General features: G+C 69.7%; 16 protein-coding genes and 1 pseudogene. 10 read left to right on the plus strand and 7 right to left on the minus strand.

Translation table 11 applies throughout. The features are described 5' to 3' along the window. Window positions 1-56: 56 nt before the first annotated feature. Window positions 57-851: a polysaccharide deacetylase family protein gene (locus tag B082_RS0111565; RefSeq protein ID WP_018551957.1), complete on the minus strand. Its 795-nt coding sequence runs from the start codon at window positions 849-851 to the stop codon at window positions 57-59. A gap of 211 nt (window positions 852-1,062) precedes the next feature. Here B082_RS0111565 and B082_RS40225 point away from each other — a divergent pair, with 211 nt between their 5' ends. The 3 genes from B082_RS40225 to B082_RS0111580 all read left to right on the plus strand — a co-directional run bounded on the left by B082_RS40225 (window position 1,063) and on the right by B082_RS0111580 (window position 2,031). Continuing rightward, entirely contained in the window at window positions 1,063-1,188 is a 126-nt protein-coding gene (locus B082_RS40225; RefSeq protein ID WP_018551958.1) for a hypothetical protein, read from the plus strand. A 124-nt stretch (window positions 1,189-1,312) separates the two neighbouring features. After that, entirely contained in the window at window positions 1,313-1,696 is a 384-nt protein-coding gene (locus tag B082_RS0111575; protein ID WP_018551959.1) for a type II toxin-antitoxin system RelE/ParE family toxin, read from the plus strand. Window positions 1,697-1,869: 173 nt separating this feature from the next. Further along, a complete protein-coding gene (locus B082_RS0111580; protein WP_324608499.1) occupies window positions 1,870-2,031 on the plus strand; it encodes a hypothetical protein in 162 nt (53 codons plus the stop codon). Window positions 2,032-2,181: 150 nt separating this feature from the next. Here the strand turns inward: B082_RS0111580 and B082_RS37900 are convergent. The 4 genes and pseudogenes from B082_RS37900 to B082_RS0111600 form a co-directional block, all read right to left on the minus strand. Further along, window positions 2,182-2,472: pseudogene (locus tag B082_RS37900) on the minus strand (MerR family transcriptional regulator); the annotation flags it as partial. A 101-nt stretch (window positions 2,473-2,573) separates the two neighbouring features. Then, window positions 2,574-4,256, minus strand: coding sequence for a serine/threonine protein kinase (locus tag B082_RS37905; RefSeq protein WP_158688866.1), 1,683 nt, complete (start codon window positions 4,254-4,256; stop codon window positions 2,574-2,576). 270 nt (window positions 4,257-4,526) lie between these two features. After that, window positions 4,527-4,916 (minus strand): VOC family protein, encoded by a 390-nt coding sequence (locus B082_RS0111595; protein ID WP_018551962.1) that lies wholly within the window; start codon window positions 4,914-4,916, stop codon window positions 4,527-4,529. A gap of 178 nt (window positions 4,917-5,094) precedes the next feature. Continuing rightward, the gene (locus B082_RS0111600; protein WP_018551963.1) at window positions 5,095-6,330 is read right to left on the minus strand and encodes a beta-ketoacyl-[acyl-carrier-protein] synthase family protein; all 1,236 of its coding nucleotides are present in this window, start codon (window positions 6,328-6,330) and stop codon (window positions 5,095-5,097) included. A gap of 65 nt (window positions 6,331-6,395) precedes the next feature. Between B082_RS0111600 and B082_RS0111605 the strand changes: the two genes are divergently transcribed. Together B082_RS0111605 and B082_RS36005 are read left to right on the plus strand one after the other, a co-directional pair. Beyond that, the gene (locus tag B082_RS0111605; RefSeq protein WP_026249680.1) at window positions 6,396-7,013 is read left to right on the plus strand and encodes a TetR/AcrR family transcriptional regulator C-terminal domain-containing protein; all 618 of its coding nucleotides are present in this window, start codon (window positions 6,396-6,398) and stop codon (window positions 7,011-7,013) included. Between the two features lie 558 nt (window positions 7,014-7,571). Next, entirely contained in the window at window positions 7,572-7,802 is a 231-nt protein-coding gene (locus B082_RS36005; RefSeq protein WP_018551965.1) for a hypothetical protein, read from the plus strand. Here B082_RS36005 and B082_RS0111615 read toward each other — a convergent pair. Next, window positions 7,799-8,659: a helix-turn-helix transcriptional regulator gene (locus B082_RS0111615; RefSeq protein WP_018551966.1), complete on the minus strand. Its 861-nt coding sequence runs from the start codon at window positions 8,657-8,659 to the stop codon at window positions 7,799-7,801. The genes B082_RS36005 and B082_RS0111615 overlap by 4 nt on opposite strands. 158 nt (window positions 8,660-8,817) lie before the next feature. On the opposite strand from B082_RS0111615, the gene B082_RS0111620 reads away from it, so the two are divergent. The 4 genes from B082_RS0111620 to B082_RS36010 all read left to right on the plus strand — a co-directional run bounded on the left by B082_RS0111620 (window position 8,818) and on the right by B082_RS36010 (window position 11,526). Further along, window positions 8,818-9,600 (plus strand): SDR family oxidoreductase, encoded by a 783-nt coding sequence (locus B082_RS0111620; RefSeq protein ID WP_018551967.1) that lies wholly within the window; start codon window positions 8,818-8,820, stop codon window positions 9,598-9,600. 50 nt (window positions 9,601-9,650) lie between these two features. Further along, window positions 9,651-9,899, plus strand: coding sequence for a tautomerase family protein (locus tag B082_RS0111625; RefSeq protein ID WP_018551968.1), 249 nt, complete (start codon window positions 9,651-9,653; stop codon window positions 9,897-9,899). A gap of 253 nt (window positions 9,900-10,152) precedes the next feature. Next, window positions 10,153-10,740: a hypothetical protein gene (locus B082_RS0111630; RefSeq protein WP_018551969.1), complete on the plus strand. Its 588-nt coding sequence runs from the start codon at window positions 10,153-10,155 to the stop codon at window positions 10,738-10,740. A gap of 426 nt (window positions 10,741-11,166) precedes the next feature. After that, the gene (locus tag B082_RS36010) at window positions 11,167-11,526 is read left to right on the plus strand and encodes a hypothetical protein (protein WP_018551970.1); all 360 of its coding nucleotides are present in this window, start codon (window positions 11,167-11,169) and stop codon (window positions 11,524-11,526) included. A gap of 74 nt (window positions 11,527-11,600) precedes the next feature. On the opposite strand, the gene B082_RS0111640 is transcribed toward B082_RS36010, so the two are convergent. Then, window positions 11,601-14,885, minus strand: coding sequence for a S41 family peptidase (locus B082_RS0111640; protein WP_018551971.1), 3,285 nt, complete (start codon window positions 14,883-14,885; stop codon window positions 11,601-11,603). Between the two features lie 201 nt (window positions 14,886-15,086). Between B082_RS0111640 and B082_RS0111645 the strand changes: the two genes are divergently transcribed. Further along, window positions 15,087-15,659: a TetR/AcrR family transcriptional regulator gene (locus tag B082_RS0111645; RefSeq protein WP_018551972.1), complete on the plus strand. Its 573-nt coding sequence runs from the start codon at window positions 15,087-15,089 to the stop codon at window positions 15,657-15,659. Window positions 15,660-15,752 lie beyond the last annotated feature (93 nt).

Genomic DNA, 15,752 nt, shown 5'->3' on the forward strand with positions numbered 1-15,752 from the left:
AAAAGGTAGACGGCGGGAGCGCCGGAAACTCATCGGTGACGGTGTCCTCGCGCGGTCTACCGCACGGGGAAGCCGAAGGAGTACCCCTGCTCGCGCAGCCAGGGCAGAACCTGGCCCAGCGCGGCGAGGGTCTGGGAGCGTTCCCCGCCCGCGTCGTGGAAGAGGACGGTCGGTCCGTTGGAGATCTCGCTCTTGACGGTGGCGACGATGGCGTCGACGCCGGGGTGCTCGAAGTCCTTGGTGTCGACGTTCCAGCCGAGCGGGCGCATGCCGTGCGAGGCGGCGAGCTTGCGGCTGAACGGGGTGAACGCGCCGCCGGGGGCGCGGTAGTACTGCGGCCGGACGCCGCCCGAGGCCTTGGTGATCATCCGCTCGGCGTCCAGGATCTCCTTGGTCTGGTACGCCTCGGACTTCTTGTCCATGGTCACGTCGTGCGAGACGGTGTGGTTGCAGAGGCGGTGCCCGGCCGCCACGACGTCCTTGACCAGGTTCGGGTAGGCCTGGGCCTGCGTGCCCACCATGCAGAACGTGGCCTTGACCCCCTTGTCCTTGAGCAGTTGCAGTACCTGGGGCGTCCAGGTGGGGTCCGGTCCGTCGTCGATGGTGATGTTGACGCCCTTGGCGCCCTGGTCCGAGGCGTGGGCGATGTCCTCCGCGACCTTCTCGGTCGCGGGCCGGTCGTCGTCGTGGTGGTGGGAGGCGGACGGCGACGATATGGGTGCCGACGACTGCTTTCCGTCGGCGGTGCCGGCCTGCGCGGTCCATACGGAGGTGGCCGCGGCCAGCGCCGTGACCCCGAGGGCCGCCGCGAGAAGCCGGCTGTGCCAAGCCCGTCCCTTGTGCTTCGCCATGTCCGCCCGCCCCTTTTTACTTCGCCGCCGCTGCCGGTCCCGTGCCTGCCCTGCCTTGCCCCCACGAGGACATACGAATGCGGCCCGGAGGATGCCTCTGTTACGGATCGCGGACAAATCTGCGGGAGACCGGCGACAAACGCGGCCGGAACCGGGCTGCGCGGGGGGCTGCGGGTGCCGGTCGGACGACCCGGAGCAGGCCGGCGCCGAGATGTGGGCGACCGAGCGGGAGACCCGGGAGCAGATCACCGACCGCTACCGCCGCGTCCGGGCGCACACGGACGCGACGATCGCGGCCCTCACCTTCGACGCCCCCGGCCGGGGGCGTCGAAGGTGAGGTGGGGCGGTGGGGTCAGCGCGTCCGTACGCGTACGGCTTCGGAGTGGCTGGGCTCAGCGACGGCAATAGGGCCAGAATCGCCAGCCACTCGGTCGCACCCTCTGCCATATATCGTGGGTGTCATGAACAGCGGGCGGTACTCGATCGAGATCGAGCCGGAGGTGCGGTTGTGGCTGGAGAGCATTCCCGCTCAGCACTACAAGCAGGCCGAACGAGTCGCTGACCTGCTCGCCGAGCAGCCGACCACCCTGGACGAACCGCACTCCCGTCACCTGGGCGGCAAGCTCCGCGAGCTGCGTTTCCGTCTCGGTGACGCCCACCAGCGCATCACGTACTGGCTGGCACCCGACCGGCGCGTCGTACTGCTTACTGTGTTCCGCAAGACCAAGATGCGCGAGAAGGCCGAAGTGGACCGTGCCCATGCCGCTCAGCGGCTGTGCGAAGCCGAACATCAGGCAGCAGTCGAGCACGACCGGTACAGCCGCGACCTCAGGGAGAACCGATGAACCACAGCGAATGGAGGACCCGCCGCCACCGCCGGATGACCGGCGAACACCTCGACGCCGACGCTGAGTACGACCGCGTCTATGAGGAAGCAGGCCTGGCCATGACACTGGGCAAGGCCGTCTACAACCGGCGCAAGCAACTTGGTCTGAGCGAGGCCGACCTGGCCGAACGTATGCACACCACCATCGACGAGATCGAAGGCATCGAGACCGCCACCGAACTGCCGCCCATCGCCGTCATCATGCGCTTGGCGCGAGCCCTGGACCTCACCGTCGACATGCACCTCGCGCCCGGGGACGAGCCCACCGTCACCATCGTCACCCGGGCCGCCTGAACACGGATGGGGCTCATGCATGACGCCCCCACAGCACTCGCCCGCGAGCTGGGCCGACTCGTCCACGGCCGGCGCACCGAACTCGGGCTGTCCCAGGCTGAGCCGGCCCAGCGGTGTGGGATGAAACAACCGCAGATCTCCCGCTTCGAACAGGACGCGTATCTGGACGGCCAGGGCGTCCGCGTGCGCCGCGGCGACCTCGGGGAGCGGGAGTTCCCGATCGGCCACCTTGCGGATGGTCGGCAGATCGATCCCCAGTTCCCGCAGGGTCCGCACGAGTTCGAGGCGCGCGACGGCGTCGATGGTGTAGCGGCGGTATCCGGCCGGGGTGCGGTCGGCCGGCGTCACGATGCCGCGATCGGAGTAGAACCGAATGGTCTTGACACTGAGTCCGGTCCGCCGGGCGATTTCCCCGATCGAGTAGAGCGCGCTGCCGTCCATGGACCCAGCTTCGCGTCTCCCGCTACGGGAGACTCAAGGCGGTGCGGGCGAGGGGCCGGCCGAGGTGTCGGGGCCGGCTGAGGTGTCGGGACCGGCCAGTCCTAAATGGGCCAGTCGTTCCACCACTTCATGAGCGCTTCCCTGTCCTTGCTTTTGGCCGTGATCACGAAGTACTCGTCGTGTGAGTCGACGTAATAGTCATTCGTGAATGTCCAGGTGATCGTGGAGGTCTTCCATACGTTCGCGTGGGTGAATACTTCGCCGATGTTCGTTCCCTCTTTATTCTGCACCGGGCCACGGTACGGGAAATCGTTCACGTCCAGGAGTGGGAGCTTGCTCGGGTCGGCCTTCTGCTCGCCGCGCGCTCCGTCATCCTCGACTTCCTTCTCCTCGCTTTCGAGAAACGACTGGTATTCGTCTGAACCCCAGGTGAAGGAGGCGACAGTCACGGCGATCTGGTTGGCTTGGAACTCGGAGATCACCGTGCCCGGACCGTACCTGGGTTTGCACGAGAGCGTGGCATTTGCCCCGTCGATCTGGTAGAGGGATTTCGCGCTCTCGCAATCCCTCAGCCCTTGGTCCACGCGCTCCTTGAGATTCATTTCGTCCTCCTTCGTGCCAGGAGGTTCTGTCGATGAATCCGTTGGTGACTCTTCCGGGGGCTCTCCCGGGGAATCGGAAGCGGTCGCTCCTGCGCTCGGTCTGCTGTCCGAGGCGCGGTTCCCTTCGTCGTTGTCGCTGTTGCCGTTCCAGGGGGCGATCCAGACGGTGAGCGCTGCGATTCCTGCGGCGGCAATTACCGTAGAACCTACGGCGATCTTTTTTCTCGAATTCCTGGCGGCAGGTTCTGGCGGAGGTGGAACTGTGAAATTACCCGCCGGAATGGGTGAGGGGGGCGGTGTCGATACCGAAACCTCGGTGAACTGTCCGGGCAGCCACCCGGCCTCGGGCAGCACCTCGGTCAGGCCGAGTCGGGTGCCCACCTCCCGGCACGCGGCAACCACCTCGGTGGCTGTGGGGCGGTCAGCGGGGTTCATTGCCAAACAGCGGCCGATCAGGGGCCGCAGCGGCTCCGGGCAAGCGGTGAGATCCGGTGCGTCATCCTGAAGATAAGGGATGGCGGCGAATAATTCTTTCTCGAAGGGATGGAGCCCTGTCGTGGCGACATGGACAGTCAATCCCAGGGAAAACACGTCAGCTGCCGACGTGGTCGGCGCATTGCCCTTGATTTGTTCGGGAGCCATGAAGGCCGGAGTGCCGATGCGGGTATTGGCGCCCGTCAGGGAATCCGAGTCGAGAGCCCGCGCGATACCGAAGTCGATCACGGACAAGCAGGTTTGCGTCAGGACGATGTTGCCGGGCTTGAGGTCACGATGGATGACGCGGGCGGTGTGGATGGTTTCCAGGGCGCTCGCAACGCCGGCCGCCACCCCCAGGCATGTTCTGAGTGGGAGTATCCCGTGATTGGAAATAGCCTGCGCCAGAGATACGCCCGGAACGTATTCTGTTGCCAGCCAGGGCATAGGGCCTTCGGTGTTACTGTCCAACACGTTTGCGATATAACGCCCCCGCACACGTCGAGCGGCCCGAACCTCTTGTTCGAACCGCTGTCGAAATCGTGGGTCCATCGCAAGATCCGGACGCACTGTCTTGATGGCGACCGGTTGCCCGCCGCGCGTGGTCGACAGGTATACGGCCCCCATTCCCCCCGTTCCCAGGCGGCCCTGGAGCACGTACCCCGAGATAGCGCCCGGGTCCCCTTGATCCAGCGGATGCACCACCATGAAAATCCCTCCCCGATCTTGACATGGCTGGACGCGCCATCGTATCCAACGTTTCGTTTTCGCGAGGCGCCTTCTCATCATGGGGCCGCGGAATCCGGGAATACGTGGGTGCGTTGAGATGCAGGATCACCCGAAATGCTCACGCGGGTGGTTGACGCGCGACACTCGCGCTGCGACTGGATCGACCGTTGTCGGAAGTCCGGTTCCGCATCGACATCGCGGGCACACCGGACATGTGCGGATCGTCTCGGCAGTGAACGGGCCTGGCGCTCACCGATCCGTCGGAGACAGACAGAACTCGTTGCCTTCCGGATCGGCCAGCACGATGTTGTCCGTGTGCCGGGCCCGGACAGTCGCGCCGAGAGCGGTCAGGCGTCGGATCTCCGCCTCCGGGTCCGTGGCGAGCAGGTCGAGGTGTACGCGGTTCTTCACCGTCCTGGTCTCCGTCACGAGCTGGAACCACAGACGGGGTCCTCCGTCGGCCGGCTCCACCAGCACGGTGGGGTCGTCCTCGGTGCTGGTGATGCCTTCGGAGCGCAGGCGGGCCAGTTCCGCGTCGTCGTAGGGCGCGACGGCGTAACCGTCCAGGGCCGCCGCCCAGAAGCGGGCCGTGGCCGCGGGCCGAGCGCTGTCGAAGACGATGTCGTGGAGTCGCGCCATGCGGCCATGGTGCCCCGCGCGCGGGGGCGTTGTCGCACGGATTCCCCAGCACGGCGGAACACCGCGGAGCGCGGCGGATGCGCGCGCCCGGGGTGTACCCGGCCTACCAACGGGCCTGGTTTCGGGGGCCCTTGTGCCTGGTGGTGGTCAGGGTGACATCGTGGTTGTCAGGGTGCCGTCAGTGGGACCCACTTCCGGTGAAGACGAGTGAGACGTTCTGTCCGCCGAAGCCGAAGGAATTGCTGAGCACGGCCTCCTGGGGCACGTCCCGTCGCTCTGTGACGACATCCAGATCGATGTCGGGGCCGACTCCGGCCGTGGTGAGGTTGCGGGTCGGCGGGATGACGCCGTGCTCCACGCTGAGGACCGCGATGAGCGCTTCGATCGCGCCCGCCGCGCCGAAGAGATGGCCGAGCGCCGCCTTGGGGGCTGTCACGGTGGCGTGGCCGAAGATCTCGCCGATCGCGTGGGCCTCGGCGACGTCGCCGACCGGGGTTCCGGTGGCGTGGGCGTTGATGTGGCTGATCCGCTCGGCAGCCAGACCGGCTTGCGTCAGGGCCTTGCGCATCGCCGAGACCTGGCCGTGGCCGTCGGGAGCGGGCGCCGTGATGTGGTGGGCGTCGGCGGCGATGCCGGCGCCCGCGAGCACCGCGCGGACGCGGGCGCCCCGGGCGCCGGCGTGCTCGGCGCTTTCGAGCACCATGACGGCCGCGCCCTCGCTGAGGACGAATCCGCTGCGGTCCGCGGCGAACGGCCGGGAGGCCGAAGCGGGTTCCGCGGTGTGCCGTGACAGCGCTTGGGCCTGGGTGAAGCCGGCGACGGTGATCGGGGTGATGGCGGCCTCGGTCCCGCCCGCGATGACGATGTCCGCCTCTCCGGCGCGGATGAGCCTGGCGGCCAGGGCGATGGCTTCGGCGCCGGAGGAGCACGCGGAGACGGGCGTGTAGGTCCCGGCCCGTGCCCCGAATTCGATGCTGATCAGCGCCGCCGCCGCGTTGGGCATGAGCATGGGGACCGTACGGGGTGAGACGCGCCGGGGCCCGGACGCCTCCAGTACGTCGTCCTCCTTCAGCAGCGTACGTACGCCACCGATGCCCGTGCCGATCGCCGATGCGAGGCGGTCGGGGTCCACCTCCGGGGTGCCGGCATCGGCCCAGGCTTCGGCCGCGGCGGCCAGGGCCGCCTGCTGCGAGCGGTCGAGCCGCCTGGCCCGTACCGGCGGCAGCAGCCCGGCGGGGTCGGTCGCCATCGTCCCCCCGAGGACATCGGGAAGGCCGACACGCTCGTGACCAGGCAGAACGCCGCCGCGGATGCCGGATTCGCCGGCAAGCAGGGCGTCCCAGGTGGACGCCACGTCTGCCCCGAGCGGTGTGATCGCGCCGAGTCCGGTCACGACGACTTCAGTCCGGTGCATGCCCTTCAACCTTTCTTGTATGCGATACAAGAGAACGGCTTTGTTGTATCACATACAATTCGAGGGTGGCGAAGAAGCGAACCGAAGCCCGACCGACATCCGCTCCGTCGCGTGACCGCGGTCGCACGACGAGGCGCCGGCTGATCGAGGCAACCGCACAGCTCTGCAAGGAGCGCCCCGGGGCCGAGGTGAGCGTCGCGGAGATCGCGAACGCGGCGGGTGCCTTCCCCAACCAGGTCACGTACCACTTCGGCTCCAAGGACTCGCTGCTCGTGCACGCCGCGTTCCTCGGCCTGCTGCACGACGCCCGACGGATCGAGCGCATCGGCCGCCAGGCCCCTGACGCGGCGACATTTCGGCGCAACATCGCCCGCGCCGTACTGGCCATGCCCTCGCTCCCGTCGGTCGCGCGCGCACTCGCCGCCGGGATCTCCAAGCCCGAACTGGCCCCCGTGGTCGACCAGCACCTCCAGCTGCTGTTCCGGCAGTCCGAGCGCTTCGTGAGCCGGCTCATCGACGGGCGGGGCTGGCAGGCCCGGCGACCGCTCGATGTGGAGGCCAGGACGTTCTGGAGCACCGCGCTCGGCGCGGTGCTGCTCGTCCGCGCCGGGGCGCACGGGACCGTCGCCGACCTCGACCTCGCCGGAGCACTGACCATCCACGACGATCCCGGGCCCGGCTGACTCTGCGCAGGGGGCGGGCGGACCTTCGGCACGTCGAACCCGGCGGGCCCGGTGAACCCGGCGCTGGCCGAGGGCGCCGTGGGGCGCCGGGCTAGCATGGGTGGTGGCTCGTTCTTCGGGACGGGTGGTGCGCCGGGAAGTCTGGTCGGCAGTTCTGTCGTCGTGCCCGGGAAGGCGTGCCATGCCCCTGCCGTTTCCTGTCCGCCCGCGTGGCTGTGAAGCCGTCCGGCCGCGTGGCTGTGAAGCCGTCCGGCCGCGTGGTGAGCTGAACCGTCGTACGGCCGGCCGCGTGTGCGGGAAGCCGTCGAGCGGGCTCGCCGTCGGCCCTGACGTGCTTGAAGCGGACCTGCGCGGAGCCCCGTTCATCAACCCGGAGCAGAGCGCTGCCTCCCTCCGGGCGGAGCGACGCCCGCAGGCCGAGGGCCCGGTTCGTCGTCACGCACCGCACGTACCGCACGCCCCGCATTCTCGGTGTGCGCCGCAAGATCCGCCCGGAACGCCTTCTCGGCGCCCCTCTTCCCTTTGACCAGCAAATTCCGGCCGGACGAGAGTCGAGTCATGCCTGCGCAGCAGCCCTCCCCACCGCCTCAGGCCCTTGTCGAGCAGGTCCTGATCTGCTTCGACGCCTATACCCGGGCCCGGGGAGCGCGGGACAGTCTTCTGTCCGGCGGCCGGGTCTCCCCCCGGGAGGAACAGCGTGCCTTCGACGACCTTCGGCGGGTGATCGAGAAGCTCCGTGACGCGGACACGTCGGAGCTGTACGCGGACGAGACGGATGACAGGTCCTAGTCCCGCGTGACGCCCATCTCCTGGGTTCCCACGACGGACAGCAGTTCCAGTTGCTCGGCTCCCGGGCTTCCGGGCGGGGCGGTGAACCACAGCAGGCGTTGGCGTCCGTCCTCGCTGAGGAGGTTGTAGCAGTCGAGTTCGATGACGCCGAGCATGGAGTGGACGATCCGCTTGTGGTCCATGCGGCGCACCGCGACGTCGTGGGTGTCCCAGAGGGCCGAGAACTCCGGGCTGCGGCGGCGCAGCACGGCGGTCATCTTCGTGACCTCCGCGTCCCGGCCGCGCCGGGCGGCCGCTGCCCTGAGATCGGCCACGAACACCCGGGAGTGCCGCGGGTGGTCCTCGCGCGGGTAGATCTCGCGCGCCCGCGGGTCGGTGAACCAGCGGTACACGAAGCTCGCCGCCGGGCCGCGGTGGGCCGGGGAGCTGCCGAGCAGGGTCCGGGCCAGGTCGTTCTCCACCAGGGTCTCGTGCAGGTCGGTGATGACGCGTGCGGGGGTGTTGGACAGCCGGTCCAGGAGTCCGAGGAGCGCGGGCTGCACATGTGCCGATGGCCCGTGTGCGGACGGCGGCACCAGCCGTTCGGCCAGGTGGAACAGGTGGTCGCGCTCGTCGCCGTTCAGGCGCAGGGCTCGGGCGAGGGCGGCCAGGGTCTGGGCCGACGGCTGCACCCCGTTCTTCGTGCTGCCGCGTTCCAGCTCGGTGTAGTAGTCGGCCGACAGCCCCGCCAGCTGGGCGACCTCCTCGCGGCGCAGCCCGGGGACGCGCCGGCGCGGGCCCTGGGGGAGACCGACCTCGGCGGGGCGGATGCGGTCGCGGCGCGTCCTGAGGAAGGCGCCGAGTTCTGGCAGGTTCACCCCTCCATCGTCCCTCGTACGCCGGAGCGCAGCCAGGGGGTGGCATCCCCCGGGTGGACGCAGCCCTGGCTGGGGTCGGGGAACCGGCGGATCGTGGAGGAGACAGCGGGGCAACGGAGAGCCGGCGGCCCCGCCCCCACTCACCACAGGAGTCAGCCATGCCCACCCCCACTCCCTTCGAAGGGACCGCCGCCTCGGCCCAGCCCTCCGCCTCACCCCGTGTCGCAATCGTCACCGGCGGCTCGCGCGGTATCGGCCGCCGTACCGTCAGCCGGCTGGCCGCCGACGGGTACGCCGTCGTGGTCGGCTACGCCGGCAACCGGGCCGAGGCCGAGGCAGCCGTGAAGGAGGCCGTCGCCGGTGGCGGCCGGGCGATCGCGGTACGCGCCGACGTCGCCGACGAACACGCGGTCGCGGCCCTGTTCGACACGGCCGAAGCGGAGTTCGGCGGGGTCGACGTCGTCGTCCACGCGGCCGGGCGGATGCACCTGGCACCGATCGCCGAGCTGGACCTGGCCGTCCTGGACGACCTGCTCCGCACCAACGTCCGCGGCACGTTCGTCGTCGTCCAGCAGGCGGCCCGGCGGGTGCGCCCCGGCGGCGCGATCGTGACGTTCTCCACCTCCGTGGTGGGGCTCGCCTTCCCGGGCTACGGCGCGTACGCCGCCGGCAAGGGCGCGGTCGAGGCGCTGACGCTGATCCTGGCCCGGGAGCTGCGGGGCCGGGACGTCACCGCCAACACCGTCGCGCCCGGCCCCACGGCCACCGACCTCTTCCTCGACGGCAAGGACGAGGAGACCATCGCCCGCCTCGCCGCCCAGCCCCCGCTGGAGCGCCTCGGCACCCCGGCCGATATCGCCGAGGTCGTGGCGTTCCTGGCCGCACCGGCCGGCCACTGGATCAACGGACAGGTCATCCGCGCCAACGGCGGAATCATCTGACCACTGCCCGCAGGCACCCTTCACCCCACTGAGAAGAGGAACAACCAGCCATGCCCTTCGCGAACTTCAAGGTCCCTGAGAACACCCTCACCCCGAAGCAGAAGCAGGAGATCGTCACCCGCACCACCGAGCTGTACGTCGAGCTCTACGGCGAACGCGCCCGCGACAACACCATGGTGCTGGTCGAAGAGGTCACCGACGGCGGCTGGGGCATCTCCGGCAACGTCCTGACCCTCGCCATGCTCAGCGAGACGACACCGGCCGACGTCAACGACCCCAACGACCCCAACGACGCCTGACCGCACCCGCACCCGCCGGAAACGGTAGCCGCCGGCCGGGTCTTGGGCCCAGCCGACTACGATCTGCGCGGCTGCGCCCTCTCGGCATCGGGGGCCGACAGCCCGCCCCGTACGGGGGAGCCTTCACCTACGCGTGATGGAAGGACTTGCGGGTATGACGTCAGCGCGCAGGGCAATTCGGGCAGGCGCAATACTGATGATCCTGCTGGGATGCCTGGCGGCGGCGTCCAATGTCTTTCCGCGGGGAGCTGACATGTCTGAGCTGCTGAGCGACCTGCGGAGCGGGCGGGCGACGGCGATGCATGTTGTTTACGTCTCTCCGATGGAAGTGCGGGCACGTTGGTCCGTCGGGCTCTTGGGTGACAAGGAACTCACCTACCATTCCGCGGAAACTCCCGGCAGTCCGGATGCGCAAGAGGAGTTCACCGACTTGATTCGGCTGCGCCTCGGCACCGCAGACGAAGGCGTGTCGCTCGACTCGGCCGATCCGCTGTCCAGCCTGGGCGGACTTTCCATCCTGGTCCCCATTCTCTATTGGCGGTTCATCGCGCTGGCATGGCTCAAGTGGGCTGTTCTGCTTGCCTTTCTCATCGTTCTCACGGATATCTGCATGAGAGGTTCTCTGCGCGCCGTCAGCGCCGGCTACTGGCTCGCAGCCTGCGTGCTTCTTGGCTCGGGTGTGCCGGCCTACCTCTGGTCCGAGCCGTCCTCCCTGAGGCGGGAGAGCGGCACGGGCGTGGCCGCTGTTGCCGGAATCTCTGGATGGGGTGTCGTCGTGAGAACGCTGGGTTGGTTCGGGGGCGTGGCGCTTCTCGGGGTGGCGGTACTGGCGTTGCGTTGACTCCGAGAGAGGAAGGAATGAGCCATGAACCCACCGGGGTTGCTGGGCCCTTGGGTCCTCATGGTGATGGGTCGGGAATCAAGTAGTTGATGCAAGAGGGTTCCTCTTCCGCGAACGAACCATCTTCCTGATGTCTGGAGGCCCGCGGGGAGGTGGGCGGGTGACCGTGAGGCCCTGGCCGCGATCACCTCTGTAGCCGCATCGGGCTGCACGTGGCGGCAGCTCCTGCCGGTGTTCGGCCCGCGGAATCCCGCCCATCCGCTACCGCGCGGCACCTGAAGCGTGCTGGTACGGTCGTTGACATTTGGGTGGCCCGGACGCGTAGAGGGCCCCAGACCTTGTGAGGCGGGGCAGTTGCGGTTGGCCTGTCGAGACTTCGGCCTGTCGGATCTGCCGCAGCGGGGCCTCACTCCGCATGAGGCTCCCGTGGAGGTGCTGCTTCTTGATATCGAGGCAGAGCTGTCAATCTGGGAACGAGGGCGGACGGCGTGGTCCGAGGGGCAGTTCCCCGTGGCCGAGTTGGCGTATCACGTGGCGCTCTGGCTCCAGCGTCCCCATGCCGGCCATGAGGACTTCGAGCTCGACTCGATGCAGGCTGAGACGGGGATGATCCGCATCGCGAACTCTGGTCAGGGCTGGCGGATCGGCTCCGTCGCCACGCCGGACTTCTGGACCACGCCCGTGAGTTGGGATGTCCTCGTGTCAGAGATCAAGCACTTCCACCACTCGGTGCGCGAGGGCGTGGCCGCGATGGGCATAGACCCCGCCTTCATGCTGAGGCTCTGACCGCTACCGGGTCCAGCCCGCCCCGAGCACGACGTGTCAGGGAGCAGCCCTGCTGTCGAGTATTGAGGGTCCTCCTACCGCGGTGGCAGCGCCGGTCGGCGGCGGTTCGGGGCTGTCTCGTACGTCGGTGGTGTGGCCGGGGGGTGGGCGGCCAGTAGGTCCAGGGCGATGCGGACCGCGTCGTCCAGGACCGCGTGGCGGCCCTCTGCCCAGTCCAGGGGGGTGCGCAGGGCCTCCTCGTCCGGTTCGACGCCGTGGTTCTCGACCGACCAGCCGTACGTGTCGAACCACGCCGCGTTCATCGGGACCGTGATCACCGTGCCGTCGCCCAGGCGGTGGCGGCCGGTCATGCCGACCACGCCGCCCCAGGTGCGCTGGCCCACCACCGGGCCCAGTTTCAGCAGGCGGAACGCGGCGGTGATCATGTCGCCGTCGGAGGAGGTGGCCTCGTCGGCGAGGGCGACGACCGGGCCCCGGGGGGCGTTGGAGGCGTACGAGACGGGCTGGGCGTTGCGGGTCAAGTCCCAGCCGAGGATGGTGCGGGTGAGTTTCTCGACGACCAGCTCGCTGATGTGGCCGCCCGCGTTGCCCCGTACGTCCACGATCAGCGCCGGGCGGGAGACCTCCATGCGCAGGTCGCGGTTGAACTGGGCCCAGCCGGAGCCGCCCATGTCCGGGATGTGGAGGTAGCCGCAGCGGCCGCCGCTCAGGCCCCGTACGACCTCGCGGCGCTTGGCGACCCAGTCCTGGTAGCGCAGCGGGCGCTCGTCGATGAGGGGGACGACCGCCACGCGGCGGGAGCGGCCCTGGCCCTCGGCCGGGCGGAAGGTCAGCTCGACCGTGGTGCCGCCCGCCGCGGCGAGCAGGGGGTAGGGGCCGGTGACCGGGTCGACCGGGCGGCCGTCCACATGGGTGAGGACCGCGCCCTCGCGGATGCCCGTACCGGCCAGCGGGGAGCGGGCCTTGGAGTCGGAGGAGTCGCCGGGGAGGATGCGCAGCAGGGTCCATTCGCCGTCGCGGCAGGCGAAGTTGGCGCCCAGCAGGCCGATCGCGCGCTGGTAGTGCGGCGGGCCCTCGTTGCGGCGGGCGGGGGAGACGTACGCGTGGGAGGTGCCCAGTTCGCCGAGGACTTCGCGCAGGAGGTCGGCGAACTCGTCGGGGGTGGCGACGCGTTCGACCAGGGGGCGGTACTGGTCCAGGACCGCCGGCCAGTCGATGCCGCACATGTCCGGCTCCCAGAAGTAGGAGCGGATGATGCGGCCCGCCTCGTCGTACGCGCCCCGCCACTCCGCCGCCGGGTCCGCCTCGTGCAGGATGCGGCGCAGGTCCAGGTAGACGGTCGAGTCGAGGTCGCCGGGTTCCGTGGCGGGGACCGCGCGCAGTTCGCCGTCGTCCATGACGACCAGGCGGGAGGCGTCGCCGCTGACGGCGAACCAGTCGAGATGGCTGACCAGTTCGGTCTTCTTCGCCTTGGCGATGCTGAAGTGCTCCAGGGTCGGCCGGCCGGACATGTCCGACGGGTTGGCGAAGGTCTCGCCGAGCGCCCCGGAGATCGGCCAGCGCAGCCACACCAGCCCCCCGCCGCTGACCGGGTGCAGCGCCGAGTACTTGGACGCGGAGACCGGGAAGGGCGTGACCCGGCTCTCCAGGCCCTCGAACTCGACGGTGACCGTCGAGCCCTCGGCCGCCCCGGCCTCGGCGGTGTCGATGGGGTCGAGGCCGCCCGCCGCCGGCCGGCCGTCGGGGAGCAGGGCGAAGGGGGACGGGGTCGCCGAGGAGAGCGGGACCAGGTAGGGGCGGCAGCCGAGCGGGAAGGACAGGTCGCCGGTGTGCACGTCGTACACCGGATCGAAGCCGCGCCAGGACAGGAACGCGAGATAGCGGCCGTCGCCCGTGAAGACCGGGTTCTCGTCCTCGAAGCGGCCGTTGGTGACGTCCACGATCGCGGGGTCGCCGGGGCCCAGGATGCGGGCCAGCTTGATCTTGCGCAGCGAGCGGCCGATGCCGGGGTGCGACCAGGTCAGCCAGGCGCCGTCCGGGGAGAAGGCGAGGTCGCGCACCGGGCCGTTGACGGAGCGGATCAGCTCGGCCGGCTCGCCGGTCGACGTCTCCTCGTCGGTGTCCAGGAGGAGCAGGCGGCCGTCGTGCGAGGCGATGGCGAGGCGTTCGCCGTCCGGGTCGGCGACCAGCTCCTGGACCCGGCCGATCAGGCCGGAGGCGAGGCGGCGCGTCGGGCGGTCGCCGCTGGCGCGCGGCAGCTGGGCGATCTCGATCGCGTCCTCGCCCTCCGCGTCGGTGACGTACGCGACCTGGCCGCCGCTGCCCAGCATCTCCGGCAGCCGCACCCGGACGCCGGGGGTGTCGGAGATGGTGCGGGCGGGCCCGTCGCGGTGCGTGAGCCAGTACAGGCTGCCGCGTACCGACACGGCGCTCGCCCGGCCGGTCTCGTCCACGGACAGGGCGTCCACGTTGCTCGCGGCCGGGACCTGGTACGTACGCCGTCCGGCGCGCGGGCCGCCGAGGCGGACCTCCAGCCTGCGGGGTACGGCGTCGGGCGTCTCCAGGTCGTCCACGAGCCACAGCTCGCCCGCGCACTGGTAGACCACGCGCCGCCCGTCGCTCGACGCGTGCCGCGCGTAGAACGCGTCGTGGTCGGTGTGCCGGCGCAGTCCGGAGCCGTCGGGGCGGCATGAGTAGAGGTTGCCGACGCCCTCGTGGTCGGAGAGGAACGCGATCCGGCCGCCGACGAACATGGGGGAGTCCAGGTGCCCGCCGATGTCCGGGAGCAGCCGCTCGCCGTGCAGCCAGAGCCGTCCCGTCGCCCCGCCCCGGTAGCGCTTCCAGGCGGCCGGTTCGTGCGGCGGGGTGCCGGTGAGGAGCAGGGTGCGGCGCTCGCCGTCGATGTCGGCGACGGCGATGTCCGAGACGGGGCCCCAGGGCAGTTTGCCGCCGGGGCTGCCGTCGGTGGGGACGCTGTAGGCCCAGGAGAAGTACGAGAACGGCTGGCGGTGCGAGGAGACGGCGAGGATCTGCGAGGCGTCGCCGGGGTCGGGCGACCAGCCGCAGACCCGGGCGTCGGTCGAGCCCCAGTAGGTGAGCCGGCGGGCCGGGCCGCCGGCGACCGGGGCGAGGTGGATCTCGGGGTCGAAGGTGCGCCAGGTCGTGTACGCGATCCGGGTCCCGTCGGGGGAGAAACGCGGATGGCTGACCCGGGTGCGGTCGACGGTCAGCCGCCAGGCCCGGCCCGGACGCTCCCCCTCGGCGGCGAGCGGGGCGACCCAGAGATCGTCCTCGGCCGCGAAGCAGAGCAGATCCTCGTGGAGGTGCGGGAACCGGAGATACGAGACGTCGTCACTCACCCCACCCATGCTTTCCGCGCGCGGGGGCGGCGGCAACTCAGGGGGATGTCCGCGCGCTCTGTGGCGCGGGACACAAGCGAAACCATTCCGTTTCGCTGGAGCGGTGCAGTACCGTTCTCGTGTACGAAACAGTTTCGTTCGATTTACTTATGCGCAGCTTACGCGCCGCCCGCCGGGCCCACGGAGGAAGGAGGTCGACCCATGGCACGCACACGGCTCACGCCCGAGCGTGAGAGCGAGCTGTACGCCGCCGTGCTCGACCTGCTCCGCGAGGTCGGCTACGACGCCCTCACGATGGACGCCGTCGCCGCGCGTACGCATTCCAGCAAGGCCACCCTCTACCGCCAGTGGGGGAACAAGCCGGCGCTCGTCGTCACGGCTCTGCGGCACAACAAACCCGGCACCCTCGGCGACGTCGACACCGGCTCGCTCCGTGGTGACTTCCATGCCGTTCTCAGCCGCAGTGACGACTGTCAGATGGAGAAGGACGCCGCGCTGATGCGGGGTCTGAGCCATGCCGTCCACAACAATCCCGACCTCCTCCAGGCCCTGCGTGAACTGCTGGTCGAACCCGAGATGACGGGTCTCGACAAGCTGCTGCGCCGCGCCGTGGAACGGGGAGAGGTGAGCCCGGACAATCCGGCGCTCAGATATGTACCGCACATGCTGATCGGTGCCTTCGCCACCCGGCAGCTGGTCGAGGACCGCCCCGTCGACCAGGCATTCCTCCTCGACTACGTCGACTCCGTGATCATCCCCGCTCTCGGAGCCTGACCGCATCGGTCCCCGCGCGCTTTCCCGCACGGCCCTCTCCCCAAGCTCCACCTGACACGCCGCTCTCGTCGTCGGGCTGGTTCCTCACGCCCA

This window comes from Streptomyces sp. ATexAB-D23 (genome assembly GCF_000373645.1).
Classification (GTDB): domain Bacteria; phylum Actinomycetota; class Actinomycetes; order Streptomycetales; family Streptomycetaceae; genus Streptomyces; species Streptomyces castrisilvae.